Source organism: Rugamonas apoptosis (assembly GCF_014042355.1).
Classification (GTDB): Bacteria; Pseudomonadota; Gammaproteobacteria; order Burkholderiales; family Burkholderiaceae_D; genus Rugamonas; species Rugamonas apoptosis.
On record NZ_JACEZU010000002.1, the window covers coordinates 364,836 to 385,000 of the forward strand.

The window sequence follows — 20,165 nt, forward strand, 5'->3', positions numbered from 1 at the left end:
CCCCGACCGCCGGATCAATAGCAGCAGGAGGCATCTTTTGACTTACCTCATCGACCGTCGTTTGCAGGGCAAGAACAAGTCCGCCGTCAACCGCGAGCGTTTCCTGCGCCGTTACAAGGCTCAGATCAAGGACGCCGTGGGGCGCGCCATCAAGGGCCGTTCCATCACCGATATCGAGAACGGTGAAAAAGTCTCCATTCCCGTCAAGGACGTGGGCGAGCCGTCGTTCGGCCACGCCCATGGCGGTGTGTGGGAGACCATCAACCCCGGTAACGAGGAATACCAGAAAGGCGACCTGATCAACCGGCCCAAGGGTGGCGGCGGGGCCGGCCGCGGCAAGGCCGGCAATAGTGACCAGCTGACCGAGGATGATTTCATCTTCGAATTGTCGCGCGAAGAATTCATGAATTACTTCTTCGAAGACCTGGAATTGCCGCACATGGTCAAGACCCAGTTGACGGCCACCACGGAATTCAAGAACCAGCGGGCCGGCTACACGGTGTCGGGCACGCCCTCGAACATCCACGTGCTGCGCTCCTTGCGCGGCGCGCTGGGGCGGCGCATCGCCGTGGGCGGCACGTCGCGCAAGCGGGTGATCGAAGCCGAGCGCGAGCTGGAGGAATTGCTGCTGGCCGGCGCCCCGCTGGAAGATCCGCGCGTGGTGGAACTGAAAAAACTGATCCACCACCTGCACACGCGGCTGCTGGCGATACCCTACATCGACCCGTTCGACCTGCGCTACAGCAACCGCATCAAGGTGCCCAAGCCCATGACCCAGGCCGTGATGTTCTGCATCATGGACGTGTCGGGCTCCATGGACGAGACGCGCAAGGATACGGCCAAGCGCTTCTTCATCCTGCTCTACCTGTTCCTCAAGCGGGCCTACGACAAGATCGACGTGGTCTTCATCCGCCACCACACGGCCGCGGCCGAGGTGGACGAGGAGGAATTCTTCCACTCGCGCGAGTCGGGCGGCACGGTGGTGTCGTCGGCGCTGCACCTGCTCACCAAGATCATCGACGAGCGCTACGGCGGCGGCCAGTGGAACAGCTACGTGGCCCAGGCCTCGGACGGCGACAACTGGGACAACGATTCCGTGCTGTGCCGCCAACTGTTGATCAACACCATCATGCCCAAGGTGCAGTACTACACCTATGTCGAGATCACGGACGGGCCGCCGCAAAACCTGTGGGAGCAATACGCCCAGGTGCCCGACCACCATCCCAATTTCGCCATGCAGAAAATCGTCACGCCGGCTGACATCTACCCGGTGTTCCGTGAACTTTTCAAGAAGCAGCCGAAATGATGAACCAGATGCTAAAAAAACCGCGCCACCCCAACGCCCTGCCGGAACAATCGGAATGGACGTTCGACCTGATCGAGCAGGCGCACGAGGAAATCCGCCGGGTGGCCGAGAATTTCGGACTGGACACCTATCCCAATCAGCTGGAGATCATCACGGCCGAGCAGATGATGGATGCCTACACGTCCGTCGGCATGCCCGTGTCCTACAACCATTGGTCGTTCGGCAAGCACTTCCTGGCCACGGAAAAGGGTTACAAGCGCGGCCAGATGGGGCTGGCCTACGAGATCGTCATCAATTCCAACCCCTGCATCGCCTATTTAATGGAGGAGAACAGCCTGACCATGCAGGCGCTGGTGATCGCGCACGCGGCCTATGGCCATAATTCTTTCTTCAAGGGCAACTATCTGTTCCGCACCTGGACCGACGCCGAAGCCATCGTCGACTATATGGTGTTCGCCAAGAACTACATCGCCGAGTGCGAACAGCGGCATGGCATCGACGCCGTGGAATTGCTGCTCGATTCCTGCCACGCGATCCAGAATTACGGCGTGGACCGCTACAAGCGCCCGGCCAAGCTGTCGCTGGCCCAGGAATACGCGCGCCAGAAGGAACGCGAAGCCTATGTGCAGTCCCAGATCAACGAGCTGTGGCGCACCGTGCCGCGGCGCGAGGAAGAGGAAGTGGACAAGACCAACCACCGCTTCCCGCCCGAGCCCGAGGAAAACCTGCTGTACTTTATCGAGAAGTACGCGCCGCTGCTGGAACCGTGGCAACGCGAGATGGTGCGCATCGTGCGCAAGATCTCCCAGTACTTCTACCCGCAGCGCCAGACCCAGGTGATGAACGAGGGCTGGGCCACGTTCTGGCACTACACCATCCTCAACCAGTTGTATGACGAGGGCGTGGTGGGCGACGGCTTCATGATGGAATTCCTCAAGAGCCATACCAACGTGGTCTACCAGCCGCCCGTCAACAGCCCTTATTACAGCGGCATCAACCCGTACGCGCTCGGTTTCGCCATGATGACGGACATCCGCCGCATCTGCGAGCATCCCACGGCCGAGGACAAGGAATGGTTCCCCGACATCGCCGGCAGCGACTGGCGCAAGACGCTGGACTTCGCGATGCGCAATTTCAAGGATGAAAGCTTCATCGCCCAATACCTGTCGCCCAAGCTGATCCGGGAATTCCACTTCTTCGCCGTGCTCGACGACGACAACAACGAGAAGCTGGCCGTGTCAGCCATCCACGACGACCTCGGCTACCGCTACGTGCGCCAGCAACTGGCCGAGCAGTACAACCTGGGCAACCGCGAGCCCAATATCCAGGTGTGGTCCGTCAATACCCGCGACGACCGCGCACTCACCCTGCGCCATACCCAGTTCCAGCGCCGGCCCTTGAACCAGCAGGCCAACGAAGTGCTCAAGCACGTGGCGCGGCTGTGGGGCTTCGACGTGCACCTGGAAACGGTGAGTCCGAGCGGCGAAGTGGTCAGCTCGCTGGAAGTCAAGCGCGAAAAACGGGCCCGCAACAGCTGACCCGGCAGCCGCCCAACGGCCGCCCCGGCGGCCTCCCCCATGCGCGCGGAGGCCGCCGTTCTCAACCCGGTTTGAATCGGCAATGCATGCTGCGGTGCGGAAGTCAAATTTTTTTTGATGAAATTTGTATAGCGCATTCAGAACAAGTTTCATCGAAGCAACGGAAATCACAGAATTTTCCATCGATATACAAAAAATCTGCCACACAAAATTCCGCGTTATTTGAATTTGAAAAACAAAGTAACGCTCTCAATTATCTTGCATCAAAAACGCGCTGAAGTTACTTGCTTTTTGTACCAGAACGGTGCAGACGCACCGCAACAAAGCACCGCCCACAGAGGCTAAGCGCATGAAATTTAACCGGTTTTAGGCTTGAAAATTCTATGTAAAATCAAGAATTCGTATGTATAATTCGCCGACGTCCCGGATGCGACTGTTGTTTTGTGTCGCCATTTTGGGGTTTGGTAGCAACAAAAAAGAGTTGGTATTGGAGAAAGCAGGCATGAATTTCACGCACAACGAGAAAAGCGCCGGGAAGAACGTAACAGGCATCACAATCGTGGTTCTTCTGCACATCCTGGTCGCTTACGGGATCGTGTCAGGCTTGGGCAAACGGATGGTCAGCAAGATGATCGAGCCGGTTGAAACCAAGATTATCGAGGAAGTGAAACCTCCTCCACCGAAAGAGCTCCCACCGCCACCCCCGCCGCCGGAAATGAAAGCGCCACCGCCGCCTTTCATCCCGCCAGTTGAGGTGAACGTGCAGCAACCGCCACCGGTACAAAACACGATCGCCAACGCGACCAACGTGAAACCGGCGACGAATGACCTGCAGAAGGCGCCACCGGCCCCGCCGGCAGCCCCTCCTGGCCCGGCCAAGTCGGTGCATATTCCAGCAGTTTACGATTTCAACGCTTGCGCAAAACCAGAATGGCCTAAGTCATCGCTGCGCAACGAAGAAACCGGTACGGTGACCTTACAGTTCCTGGTGGGCACGGACGGTCACGTACTCGAATCCAAGGTCCTGAAATCGAGTGGTTTCAGAGAACTGGACAAAGCGGCCGTGGCAGGGATTAGCAAATGCAAATTCAAGCCAGGCATGACCGACGGCAAGCCAGAACAGTCGTGGACGCAAGTGCAATACGTTTGGACGCTGGAGTAAACCGAGACCTCTCGTCTCACCGAAGTTCGTTGTTAACCTACATTCAGCGATCTGATTATTTTATCAATTTGGAGGAAGCATGTTTAAGAATACCCGTTTGTCCGCTGTACTGGCCGCTGTGCTGTTTTCGGTGACCGCAGCTACCGCCCTGGTAAGCGCACCAGCCATGGCTGAAGACGCGCCAGCTTCGGCAGCCGCTTCGGCACCAGCAGCAGCGCCTGCAGCGGATGCGGCAGCAGCAGCACCGGAAGCGTCCGCTCCAGCCGCCAAGGTCACCAAGGAAGAAGTGGAAAACCCATACGGCTTCGAAGCGGTCTGGAACGGCGGTTTCGTGTCGCGCGGCACCCTGATCATCCTGTCGCTGATGTCGATGGGCTCGTGGTACATCATCATCACCAAACTGATCGACCAGATGAAGATCTTCAAACAGTCGAAAGAAACGTCGGCCAAGTTCTGGAAAGCTTCGTCGATCGCCGCTGGCTCGACCGCGCTGACCGATGGCTCGCCTTTCCGTTTCATCGCTGAAACCGGCACCAAGGCCACCGCGCACCACGACGGCGCCCTGCTGGAACAAATCGACCTGTCGACCTGGGTCACCATGTCGATCCAGCGCGCTGTGGACAAAGTCCAGTCGCGTCTGCAAGATGGCCTGTCGTTCCTGGCAACCGTTGGTTCGACCGCACCGTTCATCGGTCTGTTCGGTACCGTGTGGGGTATTTACAATGCACTGATCGCCATCGGCATGTCCGGTAACGCGTCGATCGACAAAGTGGCAGGTCCTGTGGGTGAAGCGCTGATCATGACCGCCTTCGGTCTGTTCGTCGCCGTTCCTGCCGTGCTGGGCTACAACTGGCTGGTGCGTCGTAACAAGGCCGCCATGGAAGACGTACGTTCCTTCAGCGCCGACGTGCACTCCGTGCTGATCTCGGGCGCCATGTCCACCAGCGAAGCTGGCCGTGCCGCCGGCGCTAAAAAGATCGGGTAATCATCATGTCGATGTCCGTAGGCTCCGATAGCGGAGATGAAGATCAAGTCATGTCGGAAATCAACACGACGCCCCTCGTGGACATCATGTTGGTTCTGCTGATTATCTTCCTGATCACGAGCCCGGTTGTTCTGAAGCTGATCAAGATCAAGCTGCCAGAAGAAGCCAACCAGGTTATTCAGACCAAGCCGGAAGATGTCAACATCGTAGTGAGCAAGGATGGCGACATCTACTGGAATCAGAAGAAAATGAAGGACACGAATGAGTTGTTCGATTTTCTGAAGCTGGAAGCAGTCAAGCTGCCGCAGCCGGAAGTACACGTACGTGGCGACCAGGAAACGCGCTACGAAGCGATCGGCAAGGTGATTTACACGACCCAGCGTGCTGGTATCCAGAAGGTCGGCTTCATCACCGAACCGCCTGATAAGGGTTAATGCCCTGCCCGCCCCGGACGGCCACAGCGCGCCGGGGCGGATCCAGCCCCCTTCTTAAAAGGAAACACCATGAGTATGAATGTCGGTTCGGGCGGCGCCCAAGGCGCGGATCCGGAACCAATGATGGAAATGAATATGACGCCCCTCATCGACGTGATGCTGGTGCTGATTATCATGATGATCATCACGATTCCTAAGGCTAACCACTCGGTGAACTTGAACATGCCGGTCGGCACCCCGCCGCCACCGACCAAGGAACCCGTTGTGGTCACCATCGACGTGGACTTCGACGGTACGATTCTGTGGGACAACGCGGTCATTCCTGACCGTCACTCCCTGGAAGCGAAACTGATGGATGTGGCGGCGCAAGCCGACCAGCCGGAAGTGCACCTGCGCCCCAACAAGCTGGTGTCGTACAAGGTTGTGGCAGGCGTGATGGCTTCGGCCCAGCGTCTGGGCGTGACCAAGATTGGCCTGGTCGGCAACGAACAGTTCCAATAAGAAGTTGGTTCAAAGTGACCATGGCGCCACTCCGACGCCATGGACTATTTGAGCACTTCTGCAGTACGTTCCCTTTACAGCAATGATAGGCAGGATTATCCTGCCTATTTCGCATTTTGAAGAAAGATTCCTCCCCATGACCAAGTTTCGTCTCGCTCATCTCGGCCTGGTAATGGCCGCCATCGGTTTCACCGCGGCAGCTCCCATCGTTGGCCTGAGCCCGGTCGCCTACGCCGCCGACGCCGTGCGCGCGGAAATCGGCAAGCCCCTGCAGGAAGCGCAGAAACTGGCACAGGCAGGTAAGAACAAGGAAGCGCTGGCCAAGCTGAAGGAAGCCGACGCCGTGGGCGGCAAGACCCCCAACGAAATCTACATGATCGAGCGCACCCGCGCTTCGGCCGCCGCCGCCGCCGGCGATAACGACGCCGCCGCCAAGGCCTTCGAAGCGGTGATCAATTCCGGCAAGCTGTCGCCTGCCGAAGCCCCCAAATTCACCCAGGCCCTGGCCGGCATCTACTACCGCGCCAAGGACTACCCGAAAGCCATCATCTGGATCCAGCGCTCGCTCAAAGACGGCGACAATCCGCAGATGCATGAACTGCTGGTACAGACCTACTACATCAGCGGCAAATACGCGGAAGCGGCCAAGGAACTGCAATCGTCGCACGCCAACAGCGAAGGCTCGCTGCAGATGCTGGCCAATATCCAGCTGAAACAGAACGACAAGGCCGGCTACGTGCAGACCCTGGAAAAACTGGCCGGTTCCTATCCGAAGACCAGCTACTGGGCCGACCTGCTGAACCGCGTGTCGGGCAAGCCTGGCTTCTCGGGCACCCTGTCGCTGGACGTGCTGCGCCTGCGCCTGGCCAACGGCCTGCTGGCCAAGCCGGGCGAATACATGGAAATGAGCCAGCTGGCCCTGCAAGCTGGCAATCCGGCTGAAGCCCTGAAAGTGATCGACCAGGGTTACAAGAAGAATGTGCTGGGCGTCGGTTCCGACGCGGCCCGCCACCAGCGCCTGAAGGACCTGGCTGTCAAGACGGCCGCCGATAGCGAGAAGACGGCCGCGGCGCAGGAAGCGGAACTGACCAAGAACAAGGATGCCGATGGCTTGAGCAACCTGGGCTTCGGTATGGTCACGGCAGGCAAGGTCGATAAGGGCCTGGATCTGATGACCAAGGCCGCCAAGATGGACGAGGCCAAGCACCCTGAAGAGCTGAAGCTGCACCTGGGTATCGCCCAGGCTCAGGCCGGCAAGAAAGCGGCCGCCCTGGCGACGCTGAAGACGGTCAAGGGCACGGACGGCGCCGCCGACCTGGCCCGTTACTGGACGCTGCAGATCAATCACCCAATGTAAGGTGGTGGGAGGCGATCAAGGGCGGCTCCGGCCGGTTCTCGATCCGTCCCTCTAAAAAGCGCGGTTTATCCGCGCTTTTTGCGTTTACAGGGCCGAAATCGGCCCCTCACTGCCCCTTGCGGCTGTGCTTAGTCCAAACAGTCCGTATAATCCTCCATTTAGCGACAGTTTTCCTCACATCCCATGAAGGTATTTCGCGGACTCCCCAACGCGGCGGCGCGCGCGCCGTGCGCGTTGACAATTGGCAACTTCGACGGCGTGCACCGGGGCCATCAGGCCCTGCTGGCGCATGTGCGCGCCGCCGCCGACCGGCTCGGCCTGGAAGCGGCCGTGATGACGTTCGAACCCCACCCCCGTGAATTCTTCGCCCGCCGTGCCGGCGACCTGTCCAAGGCCCCGCCCCGCATCGCCAACTTGCGCGACAAGCTGCAATCGCTGGACAACAACGGCATCGACCGCGTCATCGTCGAGCACTTCTCGGAACACTTCGCGGCCTTGACGCCGCAGGAGTTCACGGAAAAAGTGCTGGTCGACGGCTTGCACGTCAAATGGCTGATGGTGGGCGACGACTTCTGCTACGGCGCCAAGCGCGCCGGCAACGTCGCCCTGCTGCAGGAGGCGGGCCGCCACTACGGCTTCCAGGTCGAAACCCTGCCCACCGTGATGAATGGCGAGATCCGCATCTCGTCCTCGGCGGTGCGCACCGCGCTGGCCGCCGGCGACTTCGCCCACGCCCAACAGTTGCTGGGCCACCCGTACGCCATCTCCGGCCACGTGATCCACGGCGCGAAACTGGGCCGCACGCTGGGCTTCCCCACCCTCAACCTGCGGGTGCCGCACCGGCCCGCGCTGGCCGGCATCTTCATCGTCCAGGTGCACGGCCTGGCCGACGCGCCGCTGCCAGCCGTGGCCAGCCTGGGCGTGCGCCCCACGGTGGAGGACAGCGGCCGGGTGCTGCTGGAAGTGCACGTATTCGACTTTAACCAGAGCTGCTACGGCCGCCAGGTGCGGGTGGAATTCCTGCACAAGCTGCGCGACGAGGAAAAATATGTGGACCTGCCCACGCTGACGGCCGCCATCGATCGCGACGCCGAGCAGGCGCGCGCCTGGTTCCGCGAGCACGCCGGCGCGAGCAATGGCGCGACCGGCGCCACCGACCGAATTTGAGTGCGCAACGCAAAGCCAAACGCGCCGGCACTCCCAAGCAAATACGATAGACGTCACCTAGAAGATAAACATGTCCGATAACAAACCAGCCAATCCGAAACAAGACAAGCAAGGCAAGAAGCCCGAGAGCAAATACCCCGTCAACATGACGGAAACCCCCTTCCCCATGCGCGGCGACATGGCCAAGCGCGAGCCGCAATGGGTCAAGGAATGGCAGGACAAGAAGATTTACCAGCGCATCCGCAAGGCGGCCGCCGGCCGGCCGAAATTCGTGCTGCACGACGGCCCACCGTACGCCAACGGCGACATCCACATCGGCCACGCCGTCAACAAGATCCTCAAGGACATGGTGGTCAAGTCGCGCACCCTGGCCGGCTTCGACGCGCCCTACGTGCCGGGCTGGGATTGCCACGGCATGCCGATCGAGATCCAGATCGAAAAACTGTACGGTAAAAACCTGCCCACGGCCGACGTGCTGACCAAGGCCCGTGCCTACGCCCACGAACAGGTGGAGCGCCAGCGCAAGGACTTCATCCGCCTGGGCGTATTGGGCGAGTGGGAAAACCCTTACCTGACCATGAACTACTCGAACGAGGCCGACGAGCTGCGCGCCCTGGGCCAGCTGCTGGAGAAGGGCTTCGTGTATCGCGGCCTGAAGCCCGTCAACTGGTGCTTCGATTGCGGCTCGGCCCTGGCCGAAGCGGAAGTGGAATACGCCGACAAGCGCGATCCAGCCATCGACGTGGGCTTCAAGTTCGCCGAGTACGACAAGCTGGCCACCGCCTTCGGCCTCGATAAGCTGCCGACCGAGAACGGCTTCATCGTGATCTGGACCACCACGCCGTGGACCATCCCGTCCAACCAGGCCCTGAACGTGCACGCCGAAGTCAAATACGCGCTGGTGGAAACCGTGCGCGACGGCCAGCCGCTGCTGTTGATCCTGGCGCAGGACCTGGCCGTGTCGTGCCTGGCCCGCTACAAGCTGGAAGGCACCACCATCGCCACCTGCGACGGCCAGGCCCTGGCCGGTATCGGCTTCCGCCATCCGCTGCACGCGCGCGACGCCTTCTTCGACCGCCTGTCGCCGATGTACATCGCCGACTACGTGACCACCGAAAGCGGTACCGGCGTGGTGCACTCGGCACCCGCCTACGGCCTGGACGACTTCATCTCCTGCAAGGCGCACGGCATGAAGGATGACGCCATCCTGACCCCGGTGCTGGGCGACGGCAAATACGCCGAATCGCTGCCCCTGTTCGGCGGCATGACGATCTGGGAAGCGTCCAAGCCGATCTGCGCGGCCCTGAAGGAGAAAGGCGCGCTGTTCGAAGTGAAGATGTTCGACCACAGCTACATGCACTGCTGGCGCCATAAGACCCCCATCATCTACCGGGCCACCTCGCAGTGGTTCGCCGGCATGGACGTGCATCCCAAGGATGGCGGCCCGACCCTGCGCCAGACGGCCCTCAAGGGCATCGACGCCACCCGGTTCTTCCCGGACTGGGGCCAGGCGCGCCTGCACGGCATGATCGCCAACCGTCCCGACTGGACTTTGTCGCGCCAGCGCCAGTGGGGCGTGCCGATGGCCTTCGTGGTGCACAAGGAAACGGGTGAACTGCACCCGCGCACCCCGGAACTGCTGGAACAGGTGGCCAAGCTGATCGAAAAGAGCGGCATCGACGCCTGGCTGCAACTGGACCTGAAAGACCTGATCGGCGACGAGGCGGCCCACTACGACAAGAACAAGGACACGCTGGACGTGTGGTTCGACTCCGGCACCACGCACCAGACGGTGCTGCGCGGCTCGCACCAGCAGCAGTCCCACTTCCCGGCCGACCTGTACCTGGAAGGCTCGGACCAGCACCGCGGCTGGTTCCACTCCTCGCTGCTGACGTCGTCCATGCTGAACGGCGCCCCACCGTACAAGGCGCTGCTCACGCACGGCTTCGTGGTCGATGGCGAAGGCAAGAAGATGTCCAAGTCGGTCGGTAACACCGTCTCGCCGCAGGACGTGTCCAACAAGCTGGGCGCCGATATCCTGCGCCTGTGGGTAGCCGCCACCGACTACACGGGCGAACTGTCGATCTCCGACGAGATCCTCAAGCGCGTGACGGAATCGTATCGCCGCATCCGCAACACGCTGCGCTTCCTGCTGGCCAACACCTCCGACTTCGACCCGGCGCAGCATGCCGTGCCGGTGGCCGAACTGCTGGAGATCGACCGCTACGCGATCGCCAACATGGGCGCGCTGCAGGCGCAGATCACGCAGCACTATGAACAGTTCGAATTCCATCCGGTCGTCTCCAAGCTGCAGAACTTCTGCTCGGAAGACCTGGGCGGCTTCTACCTGGATATCCTCAAGGACCGTCTGTACACCTCGGGCCTGACTTCGCACGGCCGCCGTTCGGCGCAAACGGCCTTGTGGCACATCACGCAAAGCCTGCTGCGCCTGATGGCGCCGGCCCTGTCGTTCACGGCCGAAGAAGCATGGGCCATCTTCGCCGGCCCGGCCTCGTTCCAGGCCAGCGACGAAACCATCTTCACCCAGACCTGGTGGCAACTGCCGGAACTGGCCGATGGCGCCGCCCTGCTGGCCAAGTACGAGGCCCTGCGCGCCGTGCGCGCCGACGTCACCAAGCAACTGGAAGACCTGCGCACCTCGGGCGCGATCGGTTCGTCGCTGCAGGCGGAACTGAGCATCAAGGCGGCCGGCGACAAGTACGCGCTGCTGGCCAGCCTGGAAGATGACCTCAAGTTCGTGTTCATCACCTCGCAGGCCAAGGTGGCCAAGGTGGCGGGCGAAGCGGAGGAAACGGTGGAAGTGGCCGCATCGGCCGCCGATAAGTGCGAGCGCTGCTGGCACTACCGCGCCGACGTGGGCAGCCACGCCGACCACCCTACCCTGTGCGGCCGCTGCCACAGCAACCTGTTCGGCGCAGGCGAGCGCCGCAAGTTCGCTTAAGTCTGTACTATGCCTGCCTCCGCCGCCGCGCCGCCCAGCACCCGCTGCGCACGGCGCGGCGGCGGTCACGAAACCAACCGACATTCCATGGCCACCAACAAATCCCGCTTTTCCGCCAAACCCCAATCCAGCCTGACGCCATGGCTGGGCATCGCCGCCATCGTGATCCTGCTCGACCAGCTGTCCAAGATCACCATCACCAAGCTGTTTACGCTCGGTGAGGAAAAAGTCGTCACCTCCTTCTTCAACCTGGTGCTGGCCTACAATCCCGGCGCCGCCTTCAGCTTCCTGCGCGACGCGGGCGGCTGGCAGCGCTACTTCTTTACCGCCATCGCGCTCGGCGCGGCGGCCTACATCATCTTCCTGCTCAAGAAGCATGGCGGCCAGCGCCTGTTCTGCTGGGCCCTGGCCCTGATCCTGGGCGGCGCCATCGGCAACGTGATCGACCGCCTGCTGTATGGCCACGTGATCGATTTCCTCGATTTCCACCACAAGGCATTCGGCCACTTCCCGGCGTTCAACCTCGCCGATTCGGCCATCTGCCTTGGCGCCGGCCTGTTCATCCTCGATGAACTGCGCCGCGTGAACCGCTAAGCACGGAGCACCAGCATGGACCTCACCGGTAAGAAAATCGTCCTCGGCCTGTCCGGCGGCGTGGCCTGCTACAAGGCGGCCGAACTGTGCCGCCTGCTCACTGGCCAGGGTGCCAGCGTGCAGGTGGTGATGACGGACGCCGCCGCCCACTTCATCACACCTGTCACCATGCAGGCCCTGTCGGGACGGCCCGTGTTCTCCAGCCAGTGGGATCCGCGGGTGGACAACAACATGGCCCACATCGACGTCACCCGTGGCGCCGACGCCATCCTGATCGCGCCCTGCTCGGCCGACTTCATGGTCAAGCTGGCCCACGGCGTGTGCGACGACCTGCTGTCGACCATGTGTCTGGCCCGCCCACGCCAGTTGCCGCTGCTGATCGCGCCGGCCATGAACGTGGAGATGTGGCAGAACCCGGCCACCCAGCGCAACGTGGCCCAGCTGCGCGAGGACGGCATCGTCCTCTTCGGCCCCGGCGCCGGCGAACAGGCTTGCGGCGAAGTGGGCCTGGGCCGCATGCTGGAACCGCAGCAGCTGCTGGAGGAAGTGATCGCCGCCTTCCAGCCCAAGACCATGGCCGGCAAGCGCATCCTGGTCACGGCCGGCCCCACGTTTGAAGCCATCGACCCGGTGCGCGGCATCACCAATCTGTCTTCCGGCAAGATGGGCTACGCGGTCGCGCGCGCGGCGCGCGAAGCGGGGGCCGAGGTGCTGCTGATCTCCGGCCCCACCGCCCTGCCCACGCCCTACGGCGTGCAGCGCGTCAACGTGCAAAGCGCGCAGCAGATGCACGACGCCGTGATGGCGGCCGTGGAAGGCCAGCACGTGTTCGTGGCCGTGGCGGCCGTGGCCGACTGGCGCGTGGCCAACAGCAGCGCCCAGAAAATGAAGAAGAAGGGCGACGGCTCCGTGCCCGAACTCAAATTCGAACAGAACCCGGACATCCTGGCCACGGTGGCCGCCCGCACCTCGCTGGCCGGCCATCCCTATTGCGTGGGCTTTGCCGCCGAATCGGAAAACCTGCTCGAATACGGCGCCGTCAAGCGCGAGAAGAAAGGCATCCCGCTATTGGTCGGGAATATCGGCCACCACACCTTCGGCCAGGACGACAACACCATCATCCTGTTCGACGAAAACGGCCACACCATCCTGCCGCGCGCCGACAAGCTCACGCTGGCGCGCCAGCTGGTATGCGAAATCTCCAAGCGGATCGACAAGTACTCGCTGTTCCAGTGACGCTTGCGCTCCATCACCACCTGAATCACCTGAAACCGCAACAATGAAAAATATCGACGTCAAGATCCTCGACCCACGCATGAAGGACATGCTGCCCGCCTACGCCACGCCCGGCAGCGCCGGCCTGGACCTGCGCGCCTGCATCGACGCCCCCATCGTCATCGAGGCCGGCCAGACCGTGCTGATTCCCACCGGCCTGGCGATCCACGTGGCCGATCCTGGCTACGCCGCCATGATCCTGCCGCGCAGCGGCATGGGCCACAAGAACGGCATTGTGCTGGGGAATCTGGTAGGCTTGATCGATTCCGACTACCAGGGCCAGTTAATGGTATCGACCTGGAACCGCGGCCACAGCGCCTTCACGCTGCAGCCCATGGAGCGCCTGGCGCAATTGATCATCGTACCGGTGCTGCAGGTCGGGTTTAATATCGTCGAGGATTTCGACGCCAGCGAACGCGGTGCGGGCGGTTTCGGCAGCACCGGCAAACACTAAGGACAGGACAGACCATGCCTCACTCCGGCCAGCAGCCAGGCGCACCGCGCCGCCAAATCGCCAAACCATGGGCCGCCATGACGGCGGTGCTGCTGCTGTCGGCCTGCTCCATGTTCAAGACGGCGCCGCCGGCGCCCGCGCCCACCATCACGCGCCCCGCGCCGGCGCCCGAACCGGTGGTGGTCACGGCCCGCATGCTGGAAGCGCGCGACACGGTGAGCCGCATGGTGGCCACCCAGGAACGGCTGTACCAGATCGTGGCGCCGCTGCTGATCAACAACGCGGACCTGTGCCGCACCCACGCCCACGAATTATTGGGCTTCACGGCCAAGAACAAGTACTCCTATCCCGGTGAATTCGCCGACGCGGCCCAGGCCGCGCTGGGCTACGGCGAACAGCTGCAGGTGTCGGGCGTGCTGCCCGGCAGCGGCGCCGCCCGCGCCGGCCTGCGCAAGGGCGACGAGCTGGTGTCAGTAGAAGCGCAGCCGCTGCCCACTGGTCCCAATGCGGAAACCCAGGCCGCCCGCATCCTCGGTCCGCTGGTGGGCCGCCATTCCGCGCTCAGCATCACCGTGCGCCGGGGCAGCGCCGTGCGGGCCATCACCGTGCCCGTCACCCGCGCCTGCGCCTTCAAGGTCGACCTGGGCAACGCGGACAACATCAATTCCTATTCGGACGGCCAGCGCGTGCTGATCACGCGCGGCATGGTCAACTTCGCCCAGAGCGACGAGGCAATCGCCTTCGTGCTGGCCAAGGACATCGCCCACAACGTGCTGGGCCACGCCAACACCACGCGCCAGGCTTACACCGTGGGCGGCATGATCGACAACCTGGTGGCCGTACGGCCCGACACTTCGCTGCTGATCGGCAGCGCCGGCATCAAGCCCGTGCCGCAGGATCTGGACGCGGCGGCCGACTACCTGGCGCTGTACCTGCTGGCCCGCGCCGGCTACAACATCGAACACGCGCACGCCTTCTGGCAGCGCCTGGCCGGCCAGTACCCGCCGACGGTACTGAACGGCTACACGGCCATCCATCCCGCCACCAGCTACCGGCTGGGCGTGATCGACAAGACGGTGGCCGAGATCAAGGCCAAGCAGGCCGCCCGCAAGCCGCTGCTGCCCTGATCCGGGAGCCAGTCATGCGCGCCCTGCTCCTGCCCTTGCTGCTGCTGATCTGCTGCGGCACGGCGCAGGCGGCGAAAGGGGCGCATGGCAGCGCGGCCCACCACCGGACCCACTGGCACCGCGTGGGACGGGCCGAAGGCGCCACGCTGTACCTGGACCGGGCCAGCATCGCGCGCCTGGAACAGGGCCGGCGGGCGTGGACGCTGCGCAGCTTCCGCCGCCCGCAGAACACGCCGGGCGGCAAACCATTCCGCTCCATCAAGGCGCAGCACGTGTATGTATGCGGGGCGCGCAGCGCTATCCTGCAGGCGCAGATCTACTATCCCGAAGCGATGGGCCGTGGCGAGCCGGTGGAGAACTACCGCTTCGAACAATTCAGCCCCGAAGCCATCGCCCCCGGCAGCCCATACGCGGCCGCGCTGGCCGCCGTATGCCGCCGCCGCTAGCGGGCGACGCCTCTTGCCATCTACTTGAAGTTGGGGAAGTCGGGGAACACTGCGCCCATCACCCACGTGAGGGCGACGCAGAACAACACGGCGATGATCAGCACGATCAGCAGGCGCCCGAACTTGGGATTGCCGTCATCGTGGTTGGCGGATTGGGTCATCAGGGCTTCCTGCAGGCTTTGGAGAGCCATAGTATAGTCGAATGGCTGCATCCGGGGCGGGCCACCGACATGAGCAGCCTAGCCCGCACGGCCCATGAGTTCAACAGCAAGAACCAGGTGGCGCGCACGCCGCCGATACCCGACAATCACGCTTTTTCAATGGGACGCCGTCCATGAGCACCGCCAACCTGTTCCGACTGATCCTGCTGGCCGCCATCTGGGGCGGCTCCTTCCTGTTCATGCGCATCGCCGCGCCGGTGCTGGGCGCGGGGCTGCTGATCCAGTACCGGGTGCTGTTCGCCGCCTTGTTCCTGGCCATTGTGGCGCTGACGCTGCATAAGCCCTTGAACTTGCGCCAGCACTGGAAGCATTACCTGATCCTGGGCCTGTTCAATTCCGCCCTGCCCTTCCTGCTGTTCGCGTACGCCGCGCGCAGCCTGTCCGCCTCGCTGATGGCGGTGCTCAACGCCAGCACACCGCTGTGGGGCGCCGTCATCGGCGCCGCCTGGTCGCGCCGCATGGTGTCGCCCACCGTGGTGGCGGGGCTGCTGCTGGGCGCGGCCGGGGTGGCGCTGCTGGTCAGCTTCGACCATGTGAGCGCTGGCCCGGGCGCCGGCATCGCCATCGCGGCCGTGCTGTTCGCCTCCTTCAACTACGGCATCGCCAGCAACTACGCCAAGTCGGCCAAATCGGCGCAAGCGGTGCCGCCGTTCGCCAACGCCCACGGCAGCATGTGGGCCGCCACCTTGCTGGTGCTGCCTGTACTGCCGTGGTTCCCGGCGCCGGCCACGCCCACCATCGGCATCATGGGCGCCGTGCTGGCCTTGGGCGTGTTGTGCAGCGGCGTGGCTTACCTGATCTACTTCCGCCTGATCGAGGATGTGGGGCCGGCGTCCGCGCTCACGGTGACCTTCCTCAGCCCCATGTTCGGCATCCTGTGGGGCGTGCTGTTCCTGGGCGAGACGACCGGCTGGTACACCTGGGCCGGTGCCGCCATCGTGCTGTTGGGGACGGCGCTGGTGACGGGCTTCCGCCCCAGCCTGGGCGCGCCGCGCAAGGCCAGCGCGACATGACGCAGTCCGCCGCCGCACAATTCACGCTGCCGCTGCCGGCCAGCTACCGGCTGGACGACGTGCTGGCCTTCCACCGGCGCGACGCGGAAAGCGTGGCCGAGCAGGTCAGCGCACGGCAGCTGCGCAAAGGCATGCTGCTCGACGGTGTGCCGGTGGTGCTTGAGATTGCGCTCAACCTCGCGCCCGACATGGAGCACGACCGCGCGCACACCGGCGCGCGATCGAGCGCCACCTGCACCGTGCTGGCCGACGGCCCCTGCACGCCAGCCATCGTGGCCTACGCCCGCGCCGCCGCCGACGCCGTGCTGGGCCTGCGCATCGATCCCCAGCCATTCGCCGAGTTCACGGCCGCCGATCCCCTGTTCGGCCCCCTCACGCGCGCACAGGCAGGCCTGCGCGTGGTGCAGTCGGCCACCGTGTTCGAAGCGCTCACCTGGGCCATCATCGGCCAGCAAATCAACCTGCCGTTCGCCATCGCCCTGCGCCGCACCTTTATCCTGCAGGCGGGACGCCAGCACAGTTCCGGCCTGTGGTGCTACCCGGACGCGAGCAGCGCGGCCAAGCTCGGACCGGACGTGCTCACGACACGCAAATTTTCGCGCGCCAAGGCCGAGACCGTGCTGCGCCTGGCGCAATTGGTGGCCAGCGGCGAACTGCGGCTGGCGTTGGGGCCGGATTATGGCATCGAGGAAGTATCGGCCGCACTGCTGGCCGTGAAAGGCATCGGCCCGTGGACCGTCAATTATGGCCTGCTGCGCGGCTACGGCTATGCCGACTGCTCGCTGCATGGCGACGTGGCCGTGCGCGCCGCGCTGCAGCGCTTACTGGGTGAGCAGGACAAGCCCGACCTGGCGCGCACCGAACAATTCCTGGCCCGCTACCGCCCCCACCGCACCATGGCCGCCGCCCACCTGTGGGCCAGCCTGCATCCACCCGCAAATGGGCAGGACACGACGCCACAGAGCTGAGGGGCCGAGGCTTGGTGCCCGGTCCCGCGCCACTTATTCCCCGGTCCACTGCCACGGCGCCCGGCGCCGGTAGATGACATGACCGCGCTCCCGTTCGCACGGCGCGGGACGACGCGCGCGGCGCCGCAGTACACGATAAGCTCTTATGCCGCGCATGCTTCCACCTCCCGGGCGAAGTGGCCGAACTGCTCGGCCGTAAGGGGCTTGCTGTAGTAGTAGCCCTGGATTTCATCGCAGCCGTGCTCGCGCAGGAACTCCAGCTGGGCCTGCGTTTCCACGCCCTCGGCGATGGTGCGCAAGCCCAGCCCGCGCGCCATGGCGATGATGGCCGTGACGATGGCCCGGTCCTCCGAATCGGCGCTGATGTCGCGCACGAAGGACTGGTCGATCTTGAGCTTGTACACCTTGAACTTCTTCAGGTAGCTGAGCGAGGAATAGGCGATGCCGAAATCGTCGATCGCCATGCGCACGCCATGCTCGTGCAACTGGTCCATCACGGCGACGGCGGCCGGCGGATCGTGCATGGCGCCGCTCTCGGTCAGTTCCAGCTCCAGGTACTGGGGCGGCAACTGTTCCTCGGCCAGGATGGTGGCCACCATGGCCGGCAGGTTGGGATGGCGGAACTGCACGGTCGACAGGTTGACGGCCATCACGAACGGCGCCATGCCTTCGTCCAGCCACGCCTTCATCTGGCGTACGGCGCGCCGCAGCACCCATTCGCCGATCGGCACGATCAAGCCGCTATCCTCGGCGGCCGGAATGAATTCGTCCGGCGACACCTGGCCCAGCACCGGATGGTGCCAGCGCAGCAGCGCTTCGGCGCCGATCAGGCGCCCATCGCGCGCGCTGACCTGGGGCTGGTAGTGGATGGTCAGCTGGTGCTGCTCGAGCGCGTGGCGCAGCGCGCTCACCAGTTGCATGCGGCGCACCGTCAGCGCTTCGATCTCGGCGGTAAAGAAGCAGTAGCGGTTACGGCCATTCTCCTTGGCCCGGTACATGGCGGCGTCGGCGCACTTGACCAGCCCTTCCGGGATGCCGCTGTCGTCCGGGTACAGGGCGATGCCGATCGAACCGCTCACCGCCAGTTCATGCTGTTCGATGGAGAAGGTCTCCTCCACCACGTCCAGGATACGCTGTGCCGTCTGCGCCAGGCCGGCCACGTCCACTCCTTGCAGCAGGAACACGAATTCGTCGCCCCCCTGGCGCGCCACCATGTCGTCGGCGCGCATGATGGTGCGCAGCCGCCGCGCCAGCGCCACCAGCAGCGCGTCACCCACGCTGTGGCCCAAGCTGTCGTTGATGTCCTTGAAATGGTCCAGGTCCAGGAACAGCAGGGCCAGTTGCTGGCCGCTTTCCGCGGCCTGGGCGATGGCGTGCTGGATGCGTTCGTCCAACTGCACCCGGTTGGGCAGGCCCGTCAACACGTCGTAATGGGCCAGGTACTGGATGCGTTCCTCGGCCGCCTTGCTCTTGGTGATGTCGCGTGACACGCCGAACAGGCCCACCACGTTGCCGGACGGGTCATGGATGGGTCCCTTGGTGGACTGGAACAGGATGCGCTCGCCATCCTGGTTGACCATGTACTCCTCCTTGGTCTGGGTACGGCCCGACGCGATGATCTCGCGATCCAGCTTCAGCAGCGCCAACGCCGTGTCGACCGGCAACATGGCCAGGTCGTCGCACCCCAGTACTTCGTCCTGGGTGCGGCCAAGGTAGGCGGCCGCCGCGCCATTGGCCAGCAGGTAGCGGCCTTGCAAGTCCTTGACGTAGATGGCGTCCGAGGTACCGCTGACGACGCTGGTCAGCAGGTTGCGGTCCACGTCGCGCCGGTGCAGGGCGCGGCGCAGCACTTCGCTCAGCACGCTGACCACGACGCCGTTCAGCACCAGCAAGCTCCACACGAGCAAATCGGTGCCGCTGTTGAAGCGCATGGTGTACAACGGTTCGATGGCCAGCAGCTTGTCGCCCACCGTCGCCACCGCCGTGGCCAGCAAGCCCGGCCCCAGGCCGCCAAGCATGGCGCTCAGGATGATGGGCAGCACGAACAGGATCAGCCAGGGATGATGATGGTCGATCATCACCATGTTGAGGCGGGCGAACAGGGTGGCGCCGGACAGCGCGGCCGCCAGCACGTAGGCCAGCGCGCTGTTGCCGCGCTCGGGCGCCAGGCCGATCGCCATCATGGACAGCAGCGGTTGCGCGCGGCCCTCGTCGCCGCCCACGGCACGCAAGGCGAGGAAATAACCGACCGCCGTGCTGACGACGAAAAACACGCCCTTGGCGGTGGACAGCCAGGCGGCGTCCCGCACATTGAGCACACTCAACAACATCTGGTCGGACAGGAAGATCCAGGCCAGCGCCAGGATGGTGTAGCTGACGGTGACGAGGGTGATGAAACGATTGCGCGAGCTGGCCATCTCATCCCCCTTTCAGGTATCGGCAGCGGTGAATCCACGAGGCGTCCGGCCGAGGGCGGGACGGCGGTTCCGGGTGGTCCCGGCGGGTTCAAACGGCTGGCACGGTGTTTGGGGGCGCAGACTGGCGTTTCAGGAGCGACAACCCGCGGGACAGAGGGGGATTGCCAACTCAACGCATATTATTGAAGAGTAGCACCGATCTTCCATTATGACCACGCATCTTGCGCTGGCTCAATAA

General features: G+C 63.6%; 18 protein-coding genes. 16 read left to right on the forward strand and 2 right to left on the reverse strand.

The features are described from left to right. The first annotated feature begins 37 nt into the window (after nt 1-37). The 14 genes from H3H39_RS05330 (at nt 38) to H3H39_RS05395 (ending at nt 15,308) form a co-directional block, all read left to right on the forward strand. On the forward strand, nt 38-1,306 hold the full coding sequence (locus H3H39_RS05330; RefSeq protein WP_182152272.1) for a YeaH/YhbH family protein: 1,269 nt from the start codon (nt 38-40) through the stop codon (nt 1,304-1,306). Continuing rightward, nucleotides 1,306-2,844: a SpoVR family protein gene (locus H3H39_RS05335; RefSeq protein ID WP_375540405.1), complete on the forward strand. Its 1,539-nt coding sequence runs from the start codon at nt 1,306-1,308 to the stop codon at nt 2,842-2,844. The genes H3H39_RS05330 and H3H39_RS05335 overlap by 1 nt, the downstream gene beginning before the upstream one ends. Before the next feature lie 502 nt (nt 2,845-3,346). After that, the gene (locus H3H39_RS05340) at nt 3,347-4,006 is read left to right on the forward strand and encodes an energy transducer TonB (RefSeq protein WP_182152550.1); all 660 of its coding nucleotides are present in this window, start codon (nt 3,347-3,349) and stop codon (nt 4,004-4,006) included. A gap of 79 nt (nt 4,007-4,085) precedes the next feature. Beyond that, on the forward strand, nt 4,086-4,991 hold the full coding sequence (locus H3H39_RS05345; protein ID WP_220461437.1) for a MotA/TolQ/ExbB proton channel family protein: 906 nt from the start codon (nt 4,086-4,088) through the stop codon (nt 4,989-4,991). Between the two features lie 5 nt (nt 4,992-4,996). Continuing rightward, on the forward strand, nt 4,997-5,425 hold the full coding sequence (locus H3H39_RS05350) for an ExbD/TolR family protein (protein ID WP_182152276.1): 429 nt from the start codon (nt 4,997-4,999) through the stop codon (nt 5,423-5,425). Nucleotides 5,426-5,494: 69 nt separating this feature from the next. After that, on the forward strand, nt 5,495-5,926 hold the full coding sequence (locus H3H39_RS05355; protein WP_182152278.1) for an ExbD/TolR family protein: 432 nt from the start codon (nt 5,495-5,497) through the stop codon (nt 5,924-5,926). 136 nt (nt 5,927-6,062) lie between these two features. Beyond that, nucleotides 6,063-7,283, forward strand: a complete 1,221-nt coding sequence (locus H3H39_RS05360) for a tetratricopeptide repeat protein (RefSeq protein ID WP_229217876.1) — start codon at nt 6,063-6,065, stop codon at nt 7,281-7,283. A gap of 183 nt (nt 7,284-7,466) precedes the next feature. Then, a complete protein-coding gene (locus tag H3H39_RS05365) occupies nt 7,467-8,450 on the forward strand; it encodes a bifunctional riboflavin kinase/FAD synthetase (protein ID WP_182152280.1) in 984 nt (327 codons plus the stop codon). Nucleotides 8,451-8,520: 70 nt separating this feature from the next. Then, nucleotides 8,521-11,412, forward strand: coding sequence for an isoleucine--tRNA ligase (ileS, locus tag H3H39_RS05370; protein ID WP_182152281.1), 2,892 nt, complete (start codon nt 8,521-8,523; stop codon nt 11,410-11,412). A gap of 87 nt (nt 11,413-11,499) precedes the next feature. After that, entirely contained in the window at nt 11,500-12,006 is a 507-nt protein-coding gene (gene lspA, locus H3H39_RS05375) for a signal peptidase II (RefSeq protein WP_182152283.1), read from the forward strand. Between the two features lie 15 nt (nt 12,007-12,021). Continuing rightward, nucleotides 12,022-13,242 carry a bifunctional phosphopantothenoylcysteine decarboxylase/phosphopantothenate--cysteine ligase CoaBC gene (coaBC, locus tag H3H39_RS05380; RefSeq protein ID WP_182152285.1) on the forward strand — a complete coding sequence of 407 codons (1,221 nt, stop codon included), beginning with the start codon at nt 12,022-12,024 and terminating at the stop codon, nt 13,240-13,242. Between the two features lie 43 nt (nt 13,243-13,285). After that, complete coding sequence (gene dut, locus H3H39_RS05385; RefSeq protein WP_182152287.1) at nt 13,286-13,735, forward strand: dUTP diphosphatase; 450 nt, start codon at nt 13,286-13,288, stop codon at nt 13,733-13,735. Between the two features lie 14 nt (nt 13,736-13,749). Further along, complete coding sequence (locus H3H39_RS05390; protein ID WP_182152289.1) at nt 13,750-14,862, forward strand: M48 family metalloprotease; 1,113 nt, start codon at nt 13,750-13,752, stop codon at nt 14,860-14,862. 14 nt (nt 14,863-14,876) lie between these two features. Further along, a complete protein-coding gene (locus H3H39_RS05395) occupies nt 14,877-15,308 on the forward strand; it encodes a surface-adhesin E family protein (protein WP_182152291.1) in 432 nt (143 codons plus the stop codon). A gap of 20 nt (nt 15,309-15,328) precedes the next feature. Here the strand turns inward: H3H39_RS05395 and H3H39_RS05400 are convergent, their stop codons facing one another. Beyond that, on the reverse strand, nt 15,329-15,469 hold the full coding sequence (locus tag H3H39_RS05400) for a hypothetical protein (protein ID WP_182152293.1): 141 nt from the start codon (nt 15,467-15,469) through the stop codon (nt 15,329-15,331). Between the two features lie 173 nt (nt 15,470-15,642). On the opposite strand from H3H39_RS05400, the gene H3H39_RS05405 reads away from it, so the two are divergent. After that, nucleotides 15,643-16,542, forward strand: coding sequence for a DMT family transporter (locus tag H3H39_RS05405; protein WP_182152295.1), 900 nt, complete (start codon nt 15,643-15,645; stop codon nt 16,540-16,542). Continuing rightward, nucleotides 16,539-17,510, forward strand: coding sequence for a DNA-3-methyladenine glycosylase 2 (locus H3H39_RS05410; protein ID WP_182152297.1), 972 nt, complete (start codon nt 16,539-16,541; stop codon nt 17,508-17,510). The genes H3H39_RS05405 and H3H39_RS05410 overlap by 4 nt, the downstream gene beginning before the upstream one ends. Before the next feature lie 143 nt (nt 17,511-17,653). Here H3H39_RS05410 and H3H39_RS05415 read toward each other — a convergent pair whose 3' ends face one another. Further along, entirely contained in the window at nt 17,654-19,927 is a 2,274-nt protein-coding gene (locus H3H39_RS05415; RefSeq protein WP_220461438.1) for a putative bifunctional diguanylate cyclase/phosphodiesterase, read from the reverse strand. Nucleotides 19,928-20,165: the final 238 nt, after the last annotated feature.